The organism is Paraburkholderia lacunae, from assembly GCF_003353175.1.
Lineage (GTDB): Bacteria > Pseudomonadota > Gammaproteobacteria > Burkholderiales > Burkholderiaceae > Paraburkholderia > Paraburkholderia lacunae.
Window position 1 is genome coordinate 18,208 of sequence record NZ_QHKS01000018.1, and the last position, 15,645, is coordinate 33,852.

The 15,645-nt window shown below is 63.1% G+C and carries 13 protein-coding genes and 1 tRNA gene; 3 read left to right on the forward strand and 11 right to left on the reverse strand.

Annotated elements, in window-relative coordinates:
• Positions 1-81 precede the first annotated feature (81 nt).
• Entirely contained in the window at positions 82-1,374 is a 1,293-nt protein-coding gene (locus tag DLM46_RS25030; RefSeq protein WP_115105022.1) for an amidohydrolase family protein, read from the reverse strand.
• Positions 1,375-1,580: 206 nt separating this feature from the next.
• On the opposite strand from DLM46_RS25030, the gene DLM46_RS25035 reads away from it, so the two are divergent.
• A complete protein-coding gene (locus DLM46_RS25035; RefSeq protein WP_115105218.1) occupies positions 1,581-2,279 on the forward strand; it encodes an aspartate/glutamate racemase family protein in 699 nt (232 codons plus the stop codon).
• Positions 2,280-2,383: 104 nt separating this feature from the next.
• Here DLM46_RS25035 and DLM46_RS25040 read toward each other — a convergent pair.
• A tRNA-Met gene (locus DLM46_RS25040) sits at positions 2,384-2,460 on the reverse strand.
• 91 nt (positions 2,461-2,551) lie between these two features.
• Positions 2,552-2,839 carry a hypothetical protein gene (locus tag DLM46_RS25045; protein ID WP_115105025.1) on the reverse strand — a complete coding sequence of 96 codons (288 nt, stop codon included), beginning with the start codon at positions 2,837-2,839 and terminating at the stop codon, positions 2,552-2,554.
• A 219-nt stretch (positions 2,840-3,058) separates the two neighbouring features.
• Here DLM46_RS25045 and xth point away from each other — a divergent pair, with 219 nt between their 5' ends.
• Positions 3,059-3,835 (forward strand): exodeoxyribonuclease III, encoded by a 777-nt coding sequence (gene xth / locus DLM46_RS25050; protein WP_115105028.1) that lies wholly within the window; start codon positions 3,059-3,061, stop codon positions 3,833-3,835.
• Between the two features lie 81 nt (positions 3,836-3,916).
• Here xth and DLM46_RS25055 read toward each other — a convergent pair whose 3' ends face one another.
• From DLM46_RS25055 to glnA, 4 genes are all read right to left on the reverse strand, one after another.
• Positions 3,917-6,043 carry a prolyl oligopeptidase family serine peptidase gene (locus DLM46_RS25055; protein ID WP_115105034.1) on the reverse strand — a complete coding sequence of 709 codons (2,127 nt, stop codon included), beginning with the start codon at positions 6,041-6,043 and terminating at the stop codon, positions 3,917-3,919.
• A gap of 120 nt (positions 6,044-6,163) precedes the next feature.
• Entirely contained in the window at positions 6,164-7,681 is a 1,518-nt protein-coding gene (ntrC, locus tag DLM46_RS25060) for a nitrogen regulation protein NR(I) (RefSeq protein WP_115105037.1), read from the reverse strand.
• Positions 7,682-7,716: 35 nt separating this feature from the next.
• On the reverse strand, positions 7,717-8,859 hold the full coding sequence (gene glnL, locus DLM46_RS25065) for a nitrogen regulation protein NR(II) (RefSeq protein WP_115105039.1): 1,143 nt from the start codon (positions 8,857-8,859) through the stop codon (positions 7,717-7,719).
• A gap of 235 nt (positions 8,860-9,094) precedes the next feature.
• Positions 9,095-10,510: a type I glutamate--ammonia ligase gene (gene glnA, locus DLM46_RS25070; protein WP_115105042.1), complete on the reverse strand. Its 1,416-nt coding sequence runs from the start codon at positions 10,508-10,510 to the stop codon at positions 9,095-9,097.
• 439 nt (positions 10,511-10,949) lie between these two features.
• Here glnA and DLM46_RS25075 point away from each other — a divergent pair, with 439 nt between their 5' ends.
• Positions 10,950-11,414, forward strand: coding sequence for a rhodanese-like domain-containing protein (locus DLM46_RS25075; protein WP_115105045.1), 465 nt, complete (start codon positions 10,950-10,952; stop codon positions 11,412-11,414).
• Between the two features lie 90 nt (positions 11,415-11,504).
• Here DLM46_RS25075 and DLM46_RS25080 read toward each other — a convergent pair whose 3' ends face one another.
• From DLM46_RS25080 to DLM46_RS25095, 4 genes are all read right to left on the reverse strand, one after another.
• On the reverse strand, positions 11,505-12,335 hold the full coding sequence (locus DLM46_RS25080) for a competence/damage-inducible protein A (protein WP_115105047.1): 831 nt from the start codon (positions 12,333-12,335) through the stop codon (positions 11,505-11,507).
• A 19-nt stretch (positions 12,336-12,354) separates the two neighbouring features.
• Positions 12,355-13,185 (reverse strand): EI24 domain-containing protein, encoded by an 831-nt coding sequence (locus tag DLM46_RS25085; protein WP_115105049.1) that lies wholly within the window; start codon positions 13,183-13,185, stop codon positions 12,355-12,357.
• Positions 13,186-13,429: 244 nt separating this feature from the next.
• A complete protein-coding gene (locus DLM46_RS25090) occupies positions 13,430-14,428 on the reverse strand; it encodes a sterol desaturase family protein (protein ID WP_115105052.1) in 999 nt (332 codons plus the stop codon).
• Positions 14,429-14,512: 84 nt separating this feature from the next.
• Complete coding sequence (locus DLM46_RS25095) at positions 14,513-15,529, reverse strand: YVTN family beta-propeller repeat protein (RefSeq protein ID WP_115105054.1); 1,017 nt, start codon at positions 15,527-15,529, stop codon at positions 14,513-14,515.
• Between the last annotated feature and the right edge of the window lie 116 nt (positions 15,530-15,645).

A 15,645-nucleotide genomic window follows, 5' to 3' on the forward strand; every position in this document is an offset into this window, starting at 1 on the left:
TAACGCCGATCGAAAGAAAAGCCGGTGACTTGCGCGAGCAGGCACCGGCTTTTTATTCAAGCTTCAGGCACGCTTCGCAGCTTAAGCGCGGTGCAGTTTGAAGTCGACCTGCGCAGGACGCCCGTCGAGCGAGAGCGCCGCGCGCGCAGCGGGCGCGCGGCTCACCACCTTGCCACGGCTCACCACCGCGAGCCGTGCGGCGCGCAGACGGATCGCTTCGACCGGATCGCGCGCGTCGAGCATCACGAGGTTCGCCGCACAGCCCGGCACGACGCCGTAGCCTTCAAGGCCGAGAATGCGCGCGGCGTTCACCGTGACCGCGTCGAAGCACGCGTGCATGCCGTCCACGCCCGTCATCTGCGCGACGTGCAGGCCCATGTGTGCGACTTCGAGCATGTCGCCGGAGCCGAGGCTATACCACGGGTCCATCACGCAATCGTGGCCGAACGCGACGGTGATGCCGGCCGCCATCATTTCCGGCACGCGCGTCATGCCGCGCCGTTTCGGATAGGTGTCGCTGCGGCCTTGAAGCGTAATGTTGATCAGCGGATTGGCGATTGCGGCGACACCCGACTCGCGCATCAGCGGCAACAGCTTGCTCACGTAGTAGTTGTCCATTGAATGCATCGAGGTCAGATGCGAACCGGTGACGCGCCCCTGCATGCCGAGCCGATGCGTTTCGGCCGCAAGCGTTTCGATGTGGCGCGACATCGGGTCATCCGATTCGTCGCAATGCATGTCGACGCGCAAGCCCTGCTCCGCCGCGAATTCACACAACAAGCGCACGGATTGAGCGCCGTCGGCCATGGTGCGCTCGAAATGCGGAATGCCGCCGACCACGTCGACGCCCAGCGCAATCGCGCGCTTGAGATTCTCGAATGCGCCGGCGCTGCGCAATACGCCGTCCTGCGGAAACGCGACCAGTTGCAAGTCGAGATACGGCGCGACGCGGCGTTTCACCTCGACCAGCGCCTCGACCGCGAGCAAGCGCGGGTCGCACACATCCACGTGACTGCGGATCGCCAGCAAGCCGCGCGCGACCGCCCAGTCGCAGTACTGCAATGCGCGCTCGATCAACGCCTCCTGCGTCAGATCCGGTTTGAGCTCACCCCACAGCGCGATGCCTTCCAGCAGAGTGCCCGACGCGTTCACGCGCGGCAAACCGTACGACAGCGTCGCGTCCATATGGAAATGCGGGTCGACGAACGGCGGCGTCACGAGCGAGCCGGCCGCGTCGATTTCCTCGCGCGCGCCAGCCGCCAGATTCGGCTCGACCGCGACGATGCGGCCCGCTTCGATACCGATGTCGACCGGATGCTTTTGCTGCGGCGCGGCGCTGGGCGGCAGCATCGCGCGACGGATGATCAGATCCATGTATCGCTCCCTTTGACCGTCTTCGACCCTCTTTGACCGATACCGATTCTATCGGCGTCAGAATGTGCGTGCCGGCGTTTTTCGAAGCGCCGTACCGGCCCGCAGCCGCGAATCCGTACCGGCTGCGCCCGCACTGCCCCGTCTATACTCGACGCTCGGCTTCGGCGCACGACGGCGCACGTTATCCACCAAACGGAAGCAGGCATATGAAAACCATCGGCGTGATCGGCGGGATGAGTTGGGAATCGTCCACCGAGTATTACCGGCTCCTGAATCGCCACGCCAAGGCGCGCCTCGGCGGCCACCACAACGCACGCAGCCTGATGCTGACGGTCGACTTCGCGCCGATCGAAGCGAACCAGCGCGCCGGCGACTGGGCCGCGCTCGGCGAACAGATGGCCGATGCCGCGCGGCACCTCGAACGCGGCGGCGCCGATCTGGTCATGCTCGCGACCAACACGATGCACCGCGTGTATGAATCGATTGAACGGGCGATCAAGGTACCGTTCCTGCATATCGCCGATCCGACCGGCACTGCGCTGCGTGCCGCCGGCATCGAGCGAGTGGGCTTGCTCGGCACTCGCTATACGATGGAGCAGGCGTTCTACGCGGGGCGCCTGCGCGAGCGCTACGGCCTCGACACGCTGGTTCCCGATGAAGCCGGACGCGCGGACGTGCATCGCATCATTTACGACGAGCTGTGTCACGGCACGGTGGACGACAATTCGCGCTCGGTGTATCAGCGAGTGATCGAAGCGCTTGCCGCGCGTGGCGCGCAAGCGGTGATTCTCGGCTGTACGGAAATCACCTTGCTGATCAAGCCGGAAGATTCAGCGCTGCCCGTCTTCGATACGACCGCGCTGCATGCGCAGGCCGCGGTGGAATGGGCAATCGATTCGGAGTGAGTGACGCTGACGACGTGAGCATCGCCAGAAGTTGAAACGCTGAAGTTGAAAAGCTGAAATTAAAAAGCCCGCGTGGCACGCGCCAGCGGGCTTTCAACAATGCTTGGTTGCGGGGGTAGGATTTGAACCTACGACCTTCGGGTTATGAGCCCGACGAGCTGCCAGACTGCTCCACCCCGCGTCAGAGAAACCGGATTGTATAGAGATGTTCGCCGGGCGTCAAACAATCGGCCGAAATTATTTCGAACGATGCCTACCGTGCGCCTGCGCGCTCAAAGATCGGAGACTGTCGCGCCTTCCACTTTGCCGTCGATGATGTCGGCGCCGTACTGGCTCGCGCTGCGTTTGGCGACGCCGAAATCGGAGAACGTGGCCGGCAACACAAGCCGAAACACACGGCTTGCCTTCGAGCCGCTGATGGCGCCCGGACGGCAGACGCGCACCGCGACGTCGTAACCTTCGGCGTGACGCTTGTGACCGTCGAACTTGTCGAACTCCCGCGAAAACACCAGCGGATGCACTTCGAAGTCCTTATAAAGGGCAGGATAGAATTCGGCCATGATGCGTCCCCGATACGTGTGAATGTTGTTCCACTATACGCTGCGTAACGCAGCGGACAGGTAAATATTTGGCGGCCGTCGAGACGGCCGGATTGGCGGCTTTGCTGCGCCGCGCTGGACCTGAATTTGCAAACCGGTGCATGATAGCGGCGGTTGCAGCGCTGAAACCGGCTAACCGGCACAATCTCGCCGCCTGGCGAACCTCATTTACCGAACGACATGCGAATCGCCACCTGGAACGTCAATTCCCTCAAAGTCCGCCTGCAGCACGTGATCGACTGGCTCGAAACCAGTCACACCGACGTGCTCTGCTTACAGGAACTGAAGCTGCCCGACGAAAAATTCCCGCGCGCCGAGCTCGAAGCGAAAGGCTACCGGAGCTGGTTCGCGGGCCAGAAGACGTATAACGGCGTCGGCATTCTGGTGCGCGAAGGCCTGAACGTGGAAGAAGCCACCGTCGTGCGCAATATTGCTGGCTTCGAAGACCCGCAGCAGCGCGTGATCGCCGCGACCATCGACGGCATGCGCATCGTCTCCGCGTACTTCCCGAACGGCCAGGCGCCGGGCACCGACAAATTCACGTACAAGCTGCATTGGCTGGCCGCACTGCACGACTGGATCGCGCAGGAAATGGCGCTGTATCCGAAACTTGCGCTGCTCGGCGACTACAACATCGCGCCGGAAGATCGCGACGTGCACGATCCGAAAGCGTGGGAAGGCCAGAATCTGGTGTCGCCCGAAGAGCGCGCCGAGTTCGTGCGGCTGATCGAACTCGGTCTCGTCGATGCGTTCCGCCTGTTCGACCAGCCGGAGAAAATCTACTCATGGTGGGACTACCGGATGATGGCGTTCCGCCGCAATGCCGGGGTACGGATCGATCACATTCTGCTGTCGAAAGCGCTTGCGCAGGCATGCTCGTTTTGCGAAGTGGACAAGACCCCGCGTAAGTGGGATCAGCCGTCGGACCACGCGCCGGTCGTGGCGCAGATCGACTGATCTCCGGCCGGGTCCGGCACGACCCGGCACAACGCGGCACAACCCGGCATGGCGCCAGGACCCTGGCCGCTTCAAGCCTGATTACGCGTCGTTCGCAGCCGCTGCCGGGCTCCTCAAACAGCGCCACAAGAACTCGAACACCATCGCGTCATGCTCGGCCTGCTCCAGCTCATCGGAGCCGCCGTGCCCGCCCTCCGTGTTCTCGCGATACCAGACCTTGTCTGCCCCGAGCGCCTGCATCCGCGCGGTCATCTTGCGCGCGTGTGCGGGATGCACGCGGTCGTCGGCGGTCGAGGTGGTGAATAACACCGGCGGGTACTCAATGCCTGCCGACACACGGTGGTACGGCGAATAGGCAGACAGCACGCGCGCTTCTTCGGGCTCGTCCGGATCGCCGTATTCGTCGATCCATGACGCGCCTGCGTGCAGCAGGTGATAGCGGCTCATATCCAGCAGCGGCACTTCGCACACCACCGCGCCGAACAGCTCGGGCCGCTGCACCATGCATGCCGCCACCAGCAAGCCGCCATTGCTGCCGCCCTGAATGCCGAGTTGCGCGGCGCTCGTCACGCCGCTGTCGATCAGCGCCTCGGCGACCGCGATGAAGTCGTCGAAGGCACGCTGACGATGCTCGCCTTGCGCCGCCGTGTGCCACTCCGTACCGAACTCGCCGCCGCCGCGAATATGCGCGACCACATACACGCCGCCCCGCTCCAGCCAGCCGATGCCCTGCCCGGTCAGATAGCTCGGCAGCAACGGGATCGCGAAGCCGCCGTAGCCGTTGAGCAGACATGGCCGCGCTTGCGGTTCAGCAGCTTGTTGCGCGGTGCGCGGCCCGATCACGCGCGGTCCAATCACGGTATACGGCACGCGTGTGCCGTCGGCGGACACCGCATGGCCGCGCGTCACGGCGAACGGCGCAGCATCGAACTGGGTCGGCCAGCGGTCGAGCAATTCCCATTCGCCCAGATCGTCGCGAGCCAGATCGGCGAGCCAGTACGCGGGCGGTTGCAGGTAATCGTCGGTGTCGACGAATACTTCGTCGTTCAGCGTCGGCTCGACCGCCGAGACGTCGGCTTGCTCGTCGCCGCGCGCTGGGAAGAGACGCCGGGTCCATTGCCACGTGTCATCGGCGGCTTGCGACGGGGTCCACAACACGGTCCTGCTTTGCACGTCGTCCAGGTACGACACGATCAGATGATTGCGCGTATGCGTCCAATCGCAGGCCGAGGTTTGCGGCGTCGGCGTGAAGAGCGGCACCATCTCGCGCTCGCCGCGTAAAAACGCGGCTTCGCGGATCGCGAGCAACGCACCGCCGGAAAAGCGTACGCCGTTGCAATCCCAATCGAGGCGCGGCTCGAGCAGCAGCCAGCCCTGCCAGCCGCCTACCGCGACGTGCGACGGCACGTCGTACTGACGCCAGGCGCCGGACGACACATCGAGGCAGTACGTTTCCGAATCGAAGAAATCGACGCTGCTCACCATAGTGTGGCGCTGCTCGACCGGATCGTAATGCGCTTCGACACCGATATCGCCAAACGCGCCCTTGTAGACCACCGGCGCGTCGGCCAGCGCCGTACCGCGCGTCCAGCGCCGCACCTCGCGTGGATAACCGGAACGCGTCAGCGTCTTGCGGCCATTGTCCCAGCCGACGTACAGCGTATCGCGATCGATCCACGAAGCCGTGTGCTTGCCGGCCTTCGCGATGACAAAACCGTCGCCGACGAAACGCTGCGCGTCGATGTCGAACTCGCGGACCACCAGCGCATCCGAGCCGCCTGGCGACAACGTGATCAGCGCTCGATCACCGTCCGGATAGAGAATGTCCAGTTCGACGCAGACCCACGGCGTGCCTTCCGCAGCGCCGAGCGCGTCGAAGTCGAGCAGGTTCTGCCAGACCGATGCGCCGCTGCGCCAGGCGGCCCACGGGGTGCGCCGCCAGAGGCCTTTCGGATTGCGCTCGTCCTGCCACAGATCGTAGGCCCAATCCCTCCACCGATCAGGGATGACCGGGCGCTCGCGCGGCAAGTAAGCATCGGCGAGTTTTTGCTTGAGCGTGTCGAATTCCGCGCTGCTGCACCATGCCGCGCGCGTGCGGGCATTCTGCGCCTCGACCCACGCGAGCGCGTCAGGGTCGTCGAGCGCTTCGAGCGACAGAAAGGGATCGGGGGAAAGCGGCCAGGGAAAGGGAAGCGGAGAAGCAGGCATCGTGAGCTGTCGAATGAAAACAGCGTCGATTATGCCTTGCGAGCGCTCCAGGGCTTTTGAAGAGCTTGTCAACGAGCAGCCGGGACGGTTTGCACGCCACCCCGGCTGCTCGCACGAACCTCAAGGCTCGAGGTTGAGTTCCTGAATCTTGCGCGTAATCGTATTCCGGCCGATGCCGAGCCGCTCCGCCGCCTCGACCTTGCGTCCGCGCGTGAAATCCAGCGCTTCGCGAATGACCGCGGCTTCGAAACGGCGCGCGAGTTCGTCCATGACGTCGGCCGCATTCTCGCGCAACATCCGCGCGACTTCGGTCCGCAAGCCGCCCTCCCAGGCGCTGACGGGCGTCGCGACCGGCATGCCGCCTGGCGTGGCAGGAAGCGCCGACGCGCTGGTCCCGCTGACCGGAGCGCCGCCGGCAAGGCCGGCTTCGCCGGTGCCGAGCGCGCCGCCGCCCCCGCCCGCGAACTCGGTCCCGCCCGCTTGCGCCGGCCCGAGGTCCGGCGGCAAATCCTTGATCTCGATGGTCTGCGCCGGCGCCATCACCGTCAGCCAGTTGGCGAGATTTTCCAGTTGCCGCACGTTGCCTGGAAACGGCAGCGACGCAAGGTACGCGAGCGCCTCTTCGGACACGCGCTTCGGTTCCACGCCCAGATCGCGTGCACTCTTTTGCAGGAAGTGGCGCGTCAGCAGCGGAATGTCTTCGCTGCGCTCGCGCAACGCCGGCAAGCGCAAGCGGATCACATTGAGCCGGTGGTACAAGTCCTCGCGGAACAAACCCTGCCGCACGCGCGATTCGAGATTCTGGTGCGTCGCCGCAATCACGCGCACATTGGCACGCAACGGATTGTGCCCGCCGACGCGATAGAACTGCCCATCCGAGAGCACGCGCAACAGGCGTGTCTGCAAATCGAACGGCATATCGCCGATTTCGTCGAGAAACAGCGTGCCGTTCTCGGCCTGCTCGAAGCGCCCCTGGCGCATCGCCTGCGCACCGGTGAACGCGCCGCGCTCATGACCGAACAGTTCGGATTCCAACAGATCCTTCGGAATCGCCGCCGTGTTCAACGCGATGAAGGGACCGTTCGCGCGTGGGCTATGTCGGTGCAACGCACGCGCGACCAGTTCCTTCCCGGTGCCTGATTCGCCGGTAATGAGCACGGTGGCCGCGGAATGGGACAAGCGGCCGATCGCGCGAAACATATCCTGCATCGCCGGCGCCTGGCCGAGCATTTCCGGTGCATCGGCGACGCGCTCGTCCCACGTCTGTTCGCCGCGCATGCTTTCGTCGACCGCGCGGCGGATCAGTTCGACCGCCTTGTCGACGTCGAACGGTTTGGCGAGGTACTCGAACGCGCCGCCCTGAAATGCGGCGACCGCGCTATCCAGGTCGGAGAACGCCGTCATGATGATGACCGGCAAGCCGGGCACCTTGTCACGCACGGTTTGCAGCAATTCAAGGCCGGAGCCTCCAGGCATCCTGATATCGGATACCAGCACCTGCGGGCTGTCGTGATCGAGCGCCGCCGATGCCTCGCGTACGTTCGCGAAGCTACGTGTCGCGAAGTTCTCGCGGGCGAGCGCTTTTTCGAGCACCCAGCGAATCGATTGATCGTCGTCTACTATCCAGATCGGCTTCATATAGTTCGGTCAGAAGTCTTGAGGTGCGTTTGGTGTTAGCAGTCGAGCGGCAGCAGAATCTGAAACTCGGTATGGCCCGGCCGGCTTTCCACTTCGATCAGGCCATCGTGTTGCTGCACGAAGGTCTGCGCGAGCGTCAGACCGAGACCGCTGCCGTCCTCGCGCCCCGACACGAGCGGATAGAAAATGCGGTCACGGATTTCCTCGGGAATGCCGGGGCCGTTGTCGATGATATGCAAGTCCAGTGCCAGCTTACATAAGCGTTTCGACACCGTGATCTTGCGAGCGATGCGGGTGCGTATTTCGATGCGCGCGTCGCCTTGAGAGATGCGTTCGCGCAAGGCTTCGGCCGCATTGCGCACGATGTTCAGGAGCGCCTGGATCAGTTGCTCCTTGTCGCCGCGCAGATCCGGCACGCTCACGTCGTAATCGCGCTCGATCGTCAGGCCGCGCGGAAACTCCGCGAGAATCACCTGGCGCACGCGCTCGCACACTTCGTGAATATTCACATCGCCGACGATATGCGGATGACGGTGCGGCTCGAGCAGGCGATCGACCAGCGTTTGCAGCCGATCCGATTCCTTGATGATGACCTGCGTGTACTCGCGCAACTCGTCGCGCTGACGCTCGCCGAGTTCGAACTCGAGCAATTGCGCCGCGCCGCGAATGCCGCCGAGCGGATTCTTGATCTCGTGCGCGAGGTTGCGGATCAATTGTTTGTTGACCGCGGTGAGGTCGTTCAGACGCTCCTCGCGGTCGGTGCGCAAATGCCGCTCGTTCTCGAACAGTTCGAGCAGCACGTAGTCTTGCGCGCTTTCCAGAAAGCCGACGATCGCATGCGCGTGCAGCGGCTCGTGGCCCGGACGTTCGAGCACGGCGTCCAGATGGGTCGCGTGAAAACGGTTGGCGGCGATCGCGGAGATGGTCGCGACCAGTTCGTCGGCGTTCGAGAAGATGTCCGGCCACGCCATCTGCGTCAGTTGCCGGCGCGAGAGCTCCAGCATCGATTCCGCCGACGGGTTCGCAAACGCGACACGCAACGTGCGCTTTTCGAGCACCAGCACGACCGTCGGCAACGCCTCGAAACCGGGCAGCAAACCGGAGCTGACGAGTTGAGCGTCGTCCGAGAGCGTCTGCTCGTGCCCTTTCCTTGCCTTGATCAGATTCTTGAGAACCATCTTGCAGTCTGGCCGATAGGAGATGGTGATAAATCAGGGGTACCGCCTGGTGTCCTGCTTCCTGTACTGCTGCTTACCCTGCTGCTTGTCCTGCTTCTTGCACCGCACGCAGCGAACGTAGCGAGCCGACTCATGCGTGGCCAACAAAAAAGGGACGGCGCCGCCGTCCCTTCGTGACCGATCGCGAGCGTCGGGCAAGCGCTTCGCCGTTTGAAGGGCGAAGCGTCATTGCCGCTTACAGCGAGTAGTACATTTCGAATTCGATCGGGTGCACCGACTGACGATAGCGTTGCAGCTCGCCCGTCTTCAGTTCGATGTACGCGTCGAGCATCGCATCCGTGAACACGCCGCCGCGCGTCAGGAACTCGCGGTCCGCGTCCAGCGCGTCCAGAGCCTGGTCGAGGCCGGCGCACACGGTCGGGATCTTTGCATCCTCTTCCGGCGGCAGGTCGTACAGGTTCTTGTCGGCAGCTTCGCCAGGGTGAATCTTGTTCTGCACGCCGTCCAGACCCGCCATCATCAGCGCGGAGAAGCACAGGTACGGATTTGCCATCGGATCCGGGAAGCGCGTTTCGATACGACGGCCCTTCGGGTTCGACACGTGCGGAATGCGGATCGATGCCGAACGGTTGCGTGCCGAGTAAGCCAGCTTCACCGGTGCTTCGAAGTGCGGCACGAGGCGCTTGTACGAGTTCGTCGACGGGTTCGTGATCGCGTTCAGCGCGCGAGCATGCTTGATGATGCCGCCGATGTAGAACAGCGCGAATTCCGACAGACCCGCGTAACCGTTGCCTGCGAACAGGTTCGTGCCGTCCTTCCAGATCGACTGGTGAACGTGCATGCCCGAACCGTTATCGCCGACCACCGGCTTCGGCATGAACGTTGCCGTCTTGCCGTACGTATGCGCGACGTTGTGGACGATGTACTTCAATTGCTGCAGCCAGTCGGCGCGTTGCACCAGCGTCGAGAACTTCGTGCCGATTTCGTTCTGGCCCTGGCCCGCGACTTCGTGGTGATGCACTTCGACCGGAATGCCGATCTGTTCGAGCAGCAGACACATTTCCGAACGGATGTCCTGGAACGTGTCGACCGGAGCGACCGGGAAGTAGCCGCCCTTCGTGCCCGGACGGTGGCCGGTGTTGCCGCCTTCGAATTCCTTCGCCGACGACCACGGTGCTTCTTCCGAACCAATCTTGATGAAGCAGCCCGACTGATCCGTGTTCCACTGGACCGAGTCGAAAATGAAGAATTCCGGTTCCGGACCGAAGTAGGCCGTGTCGCCCAGGCCGGTGCTCTTCAGGTACGCTTCGGCGCGCTTTGCCAGCGAGCGCGGGTCGCGCTCATAGCCCTTGCCGTCAGCCGGTTCGACGACGTCGCAGGTCAGCACGAGGGTCGACTCTTCGTAGAACGGGTCGATGAAGGCGGTGTTCGCGTCCGGGACCAGCAACATATCCGATGCTTCGATGCCCTTCCAGCCGGCAATCGACGAGCCGTCAAACGCATGGCCGCTTTCGAACTTGTCTTCATCGAATGCCGACACCGGCACCGAAACGTGTTGCTCCTTGCCGCGTGTGTCGGTGAAACGGAAGTCGACAAACTTGACGTCCTCGTCTTTGACGAGTTGAACGACGTCGGCCACGGATTTACTCATAACCTATCTCCTGATTAACGAATTCGGCGGGTTCAGCCGCCGCCCAATCTAGCTGACCCGTCCCGGCGCGTCCACCCCGGATCGTTGAAGGGGCGCATAAACATTGGCTGGGACAAATCGATCTGAACCAATAAAGCAGCTTCCGTGCCATGTGTGCGCCAACCAGGCGCAGAACCCTATTGTGCGCGCGTTTGCGGGGAATGCACGCACCGAATGGCATGCAGCCCCGATATCTTTGAACGGAGCGATGCACCAAATAAGTGCCAAAGAAAAAGCGGACGCCGAATTAATCTTTGTTTTGGTGCATATTCGTCGAACTGCACCAGTTTTGAGCATTTCATAGGCAGCCGTGTGCGCATCCCTGGCTCTGCCTGTGGCGGCATCCGTGCTGCACGCCGCGCGCTAGAATGATCATTTGGACGGAAGGAGATTGGCGCTCATGAGCACGCTCGAACAGTTGTACGCCCAGGCGGAAAAACGCCGCACCGAGAACCAGTTGCCCTATGCCGGCGCGGTGTCGCCCGCGGAGGCGTTCGAACTGCTGCAACTCGACCCGCGCACGCGTCTGGTCGACGTGCGCAGCCGCGCGGAACTCGATTGGGTTGGCCGGCCGGTGGTTGGCGATGGTCAATACGTGCATGTCGAATGGACCCGTTATCCGGGCGCCGTGCCGAACCAGGAATTCCTCCAGCAACTGAGCGACGCCGCCTCGCCGGATACGCCGGTGCTGTTTCTGTGCCGCAGCGCCGCGCGCTCCAAGCTCGCCGCGATCGCCGCCACCCAGGCCGGCTTCACCAAGGCGTACGACCTGCTGGAAGGTTTCGAAGGCGACAAGGACAGCCAAGGACATAGGAAGACCGTGTCGGGCTGGTGCTTTCGCGGCCTGCCGTGGATCGGCGCCTAAGACCGGCGTCCGCGGCAAGCCTCTGTGACGGTGCGAGGTTCGCGCGGTATGCGCGTAGTGTGAAGCCGCAGGTGCCGTCCGCGGCCGGGATCAATCGCGCGCTTTACCCGCAGCCGCCTCCGGCTCGACGATATCTCCGCCCAGCAGGTGCACGCCCTCGCGCAGCTTGACGAACGCCGCCGCCACCGCTTCAGGCTCTCCCTTCACGCCCAGATCGATGTGATGGCGTGCATACACGCCGCCGCGCTCCGCATCGCCGACGCTCGGCAGACTGAACACCCGCACGCCCGGAAAGTCGCGTTCGATCTTTTCCATCAAGGGCGTGAGGCGCGACTCCGGCAACTCGAACACCAGCAGCGATTTTTCCGCATGCGGCATCGCGTGATGCAGATGCGCGTACTGGGTGTCGAGCACCCACTCGATCATCGGCCACGCCATCACCGGGAAGCCCGGCACGAAGTAGTGCTCTTTGATCGAGAATCCCGGAATCTTGTTGTAGCCGTTCGGAATGATCGACGCGCCCTGCGGATACGTGCCCATATTCAGCCGATGGCGGTTTTCCGCCGAATCGAGATCGAGCGGCGTGGCCGAGTTCGCCGGATGCATGTCGCGGATGCGCTCCTGAATCAGCTTCGCGGCATCGGGATGCAGTTCGAGCGGCACGCCTAACGCGGCCGCCGCGCATTGGCGGGTGTGGTCGTCCGGCGTGGCGCCGATGCCGCCTGTCGAAAACACGATGTCGCCCGACGCGAACGTGCGCCGCAGCGTCGCCGTGATGCGCGCCGGATCGTCGCCGATGTACTCCGCCCAGCCGAGCGACAGCCCACGCGCGCCAAGCAATTCGATGACCTTCGGCAGATGCTTGTCGATACGCCTGCCCGACAGGATTTCATCGCCGATGATGATGACGCCAAATGCCATTGTCGCCTCTTTCATTTGATCAATAAGGGAGCGGCGCCGCGTGCCGCGCGCCGTGCTCTTCCGCGCGCATGCGTTGAAGCGCACGCAGACAGTAGTGGCTGAACCACAAGGCCGAGAACACGAGGATGAACGCGTAGATCCAGATCGTCACCGCGGTGACCACCGGGAACAGCACGATCAGCCATACCGACGACGCCCACAGCAGCGTCGGCAGCGAACCCAGCAGACCGCTGGCGATGCCGATCAGCAGCAGCGGCAGCCGGAAGCGCCGCACCAGCGCGCGCCGTTCGTCGCGCGTCGCGTGCAGCGCGAGCGCGTCGTAGCTCATCACGCGATAGGTCAGCCAGCCCCACAGCAGCGGCGGGATCAGCGCGAAGAACGGCGGCACCAGCCAGAGCGGCAGCGTGACGATCAGCAGCACCAGACACACCAGTGTGGTCCACAATGCCTGGCCGAGGCTACCGTACCACGTTCCGCCACGGCGCATTTCAAGGCTCGCGAATTGCCGTGCCGACAGAAAGCGGATCACCGCCGGCATCGACAGCGTCGCGATCAGCAGCAGCACGCTGACGACGATCAGCGGAATCGCCACCGCAATCACAATGAAAGGCGCGATGGCCGTGTGCAGCGCCGAAAAGCCGAGCCAGTCGAACAGACGATAAAGCGTAGCGGTAAACGACCAGCTTTCGAGCCACGTGCGGGTCGCGCCGATCAGCGACTGCCAGGAAAACCACAGGATCACGCCCCACCCGACCGTTGCCGCGAGAAACGGCATGAAGGTCAGCCAGAGCATGCGCGGGTGGAGCGCGCTGGTGAGCGCGCGTCCGAACGAGCGCAACAAATCATTCATGCGAGCCAGTGCCGGTGAACGCAACGATGGAACAAGGGGAACGGCGAAACGAACCGGGAGACGGACCTGACCGAGGACTCGAAGACGGACCCCAAAACGGCCTCAGATGCGGCCTCAGAGGCGGCCTCTGAAACGGCCCACGAGGAGGACCCACAAACGAACCCGGAACGCACGCAGAAACGTGCACAGGATAAACCACGCGGCGCGCCGCCGGGGGAAACCGGCGGCGTAAGAGGAAGAATGTTCAGACCGAAGCGGCGTCGCCGCCTTCGGTGCGGCGCTTCGGCGAAAGCCGCTCGGCAATGCGCACAAAAGCGAGCCAGTGCTGCGCCCAGAAACCGTCGCCATAGCGGCGGCCTTCGAGTTGATCGCGGATGCCCGTGGGCTCCATTTCGCGGTTCCACGACACGCTGCGGAACAGCATGTCCCACCACGGGAACAGCACGCCGAAGTTGCAACCGTACTTCAGTCCTTCGTGGCCGTAGCCGACCGCATGATGCCGGCGATGGAAGGTCGGGCTGACCAGCAGGCGCTCGCCGAGCCAGCCGAAGTACAGACGGATGTTCGCGTGCTGCACGCTCTGCGCGAGATTGGTGATCGCCACCAGCACGACGAATTGCGACGGCGGAACGCCGATCACCAGCGCGATCGCCGCGAAAAACGATGCCTGCAGCACATCGTCGAGCAGATGGTTGCGGTCGTCCGACCACAGCGACATCTGCTGCTGGCTGTGATGCACCGCATGCAGCTCCCACCACACGCCGATCCGATGCTCCCAGCGGTGATACCAGTAGCCGGCAAAATCGAGCACCAGCAGATACATCACGAACGTGACAAGCGGCTGCGTGGTGACGCCCGGCCACAGGTTGTCGAAATCGATATTCGAAATGTTGTACAGCCGCAGCCAGGCCTGCAGGTTGTCGAAGAACGGCTGCAGCGCGAAAAAGAAGAACAGGTTGAAGACGCCGAGCTTGGCGATCCAGGTATAGATCACGTCGACCCGCACCGCCTTGCGGTTCTCCCACTGCTCGACCGGGCGCAGCGCCTCGAGCGGACGCAGGATCGCGTACATGGCCAGCATCTCGAGGACGCCCACAATCACCCAATACAGCCTGTCGTAAGTGTCTTCGTCGTAATCCATCAGATCGAAGCGGTACAGCAGCGGCTGCACCACGTCGACGTACAGCAGCGTCTGCACCGCTGAGACGAAACTGCCGAGAGACGAAAAAATCAGATGGAACATGGTGTTGGCCTGGTTACTTCATTCGTGACGACTCGCTCATGGGCTGCCCGCGTGCTGCCTGCCTGGTGTTGCCTCGATGCCCGATTACGCGCCGTTCGGCGCCGTCACCGGCGCGCGATCGAAGAAATAGATACCGTGTGGCGAACGGCCGACGGAAATCGTCTGGATCAGCTTACGCGTAGTCAGGTCGATGACGCCGATGTGCTTTGCAAAGCGGAACGTCACCCACAGATAGCGTTTGTCGGCGGAAAGTTCCATGTCGTCCGGCCCCGGCAGCAGACCGGTGATGTCGCCGACGTTGGTGAGCGTGTCCTCGTCGATGATGCTGATCGTGCTCGCGACGCGGTTCGATACCGCCACGTGCTTGCCGTCGGCCAGCGAGCGGAAGTTGTGAGCGCCCTTGCCTGTCTGGATCGTCTTGACGATTTTCTGATTGCGCCAGTCGATCACCGCGACGTAATCCGCGCCGGTCATGCCGACCAGCAGGTATTTTTCGCCCGGCGTCATCCACAGACCGGCCGGCACCTTGCCGACTTTCATCTTCCACTTGACGGTTTGTGTGGCCAGGTCGATCGCGGCCAGCTCGCCCGACACCTGCAGCGTGACGAACACCGTCTTGCTGTCGTTGGTGAACGCCATGTGGCTGGGCATCACCGCGAGCGGCAGACGCGAGGCCAGCGTCATGTTGTTCTGCGCGTCATAGTGATAGATGTCCAGCCGATCGAGGCGCAAGCCGGTGGTGACGAGCCACTTGCGGTCAGGCGAAAAACCGACCTGATACGGATCCTCGATATTCTCGACCCAACGCTGCACCTTTCCCGACTTCGGATCGACGAACATCAGGTTGTTCGATACCGAGTTCGCGACGATCAGCGACGAATTGTCCGGCGTGACCATCAGGTGATGCGGTTCCTTGCCCGTTGGCACGGTGGCGACCACCTGGCGGGTAGCCTCGTCGATCAGACTCAGCGTGGCTTCGCCGGAATTGAGCACGATCACGTTGTTGGCGTGGGCCGCCGGAGAAAAAAAGCCTGCGGCGGCGACCAGCGCCGCACCCGCGGCGAACGTGGCAGTCAAGCCGGGAAGAAATAGTTTGCGCATGAAAACTCACTTCGGAGAACAACTGTGATTGTAGAACGTTTGCCGGCGTCAGCGGTTGACGTGGATGCGGGTGTGATGCGAGTAAAAATCAGGGCGAGAAGCACCCACGTTTGTTA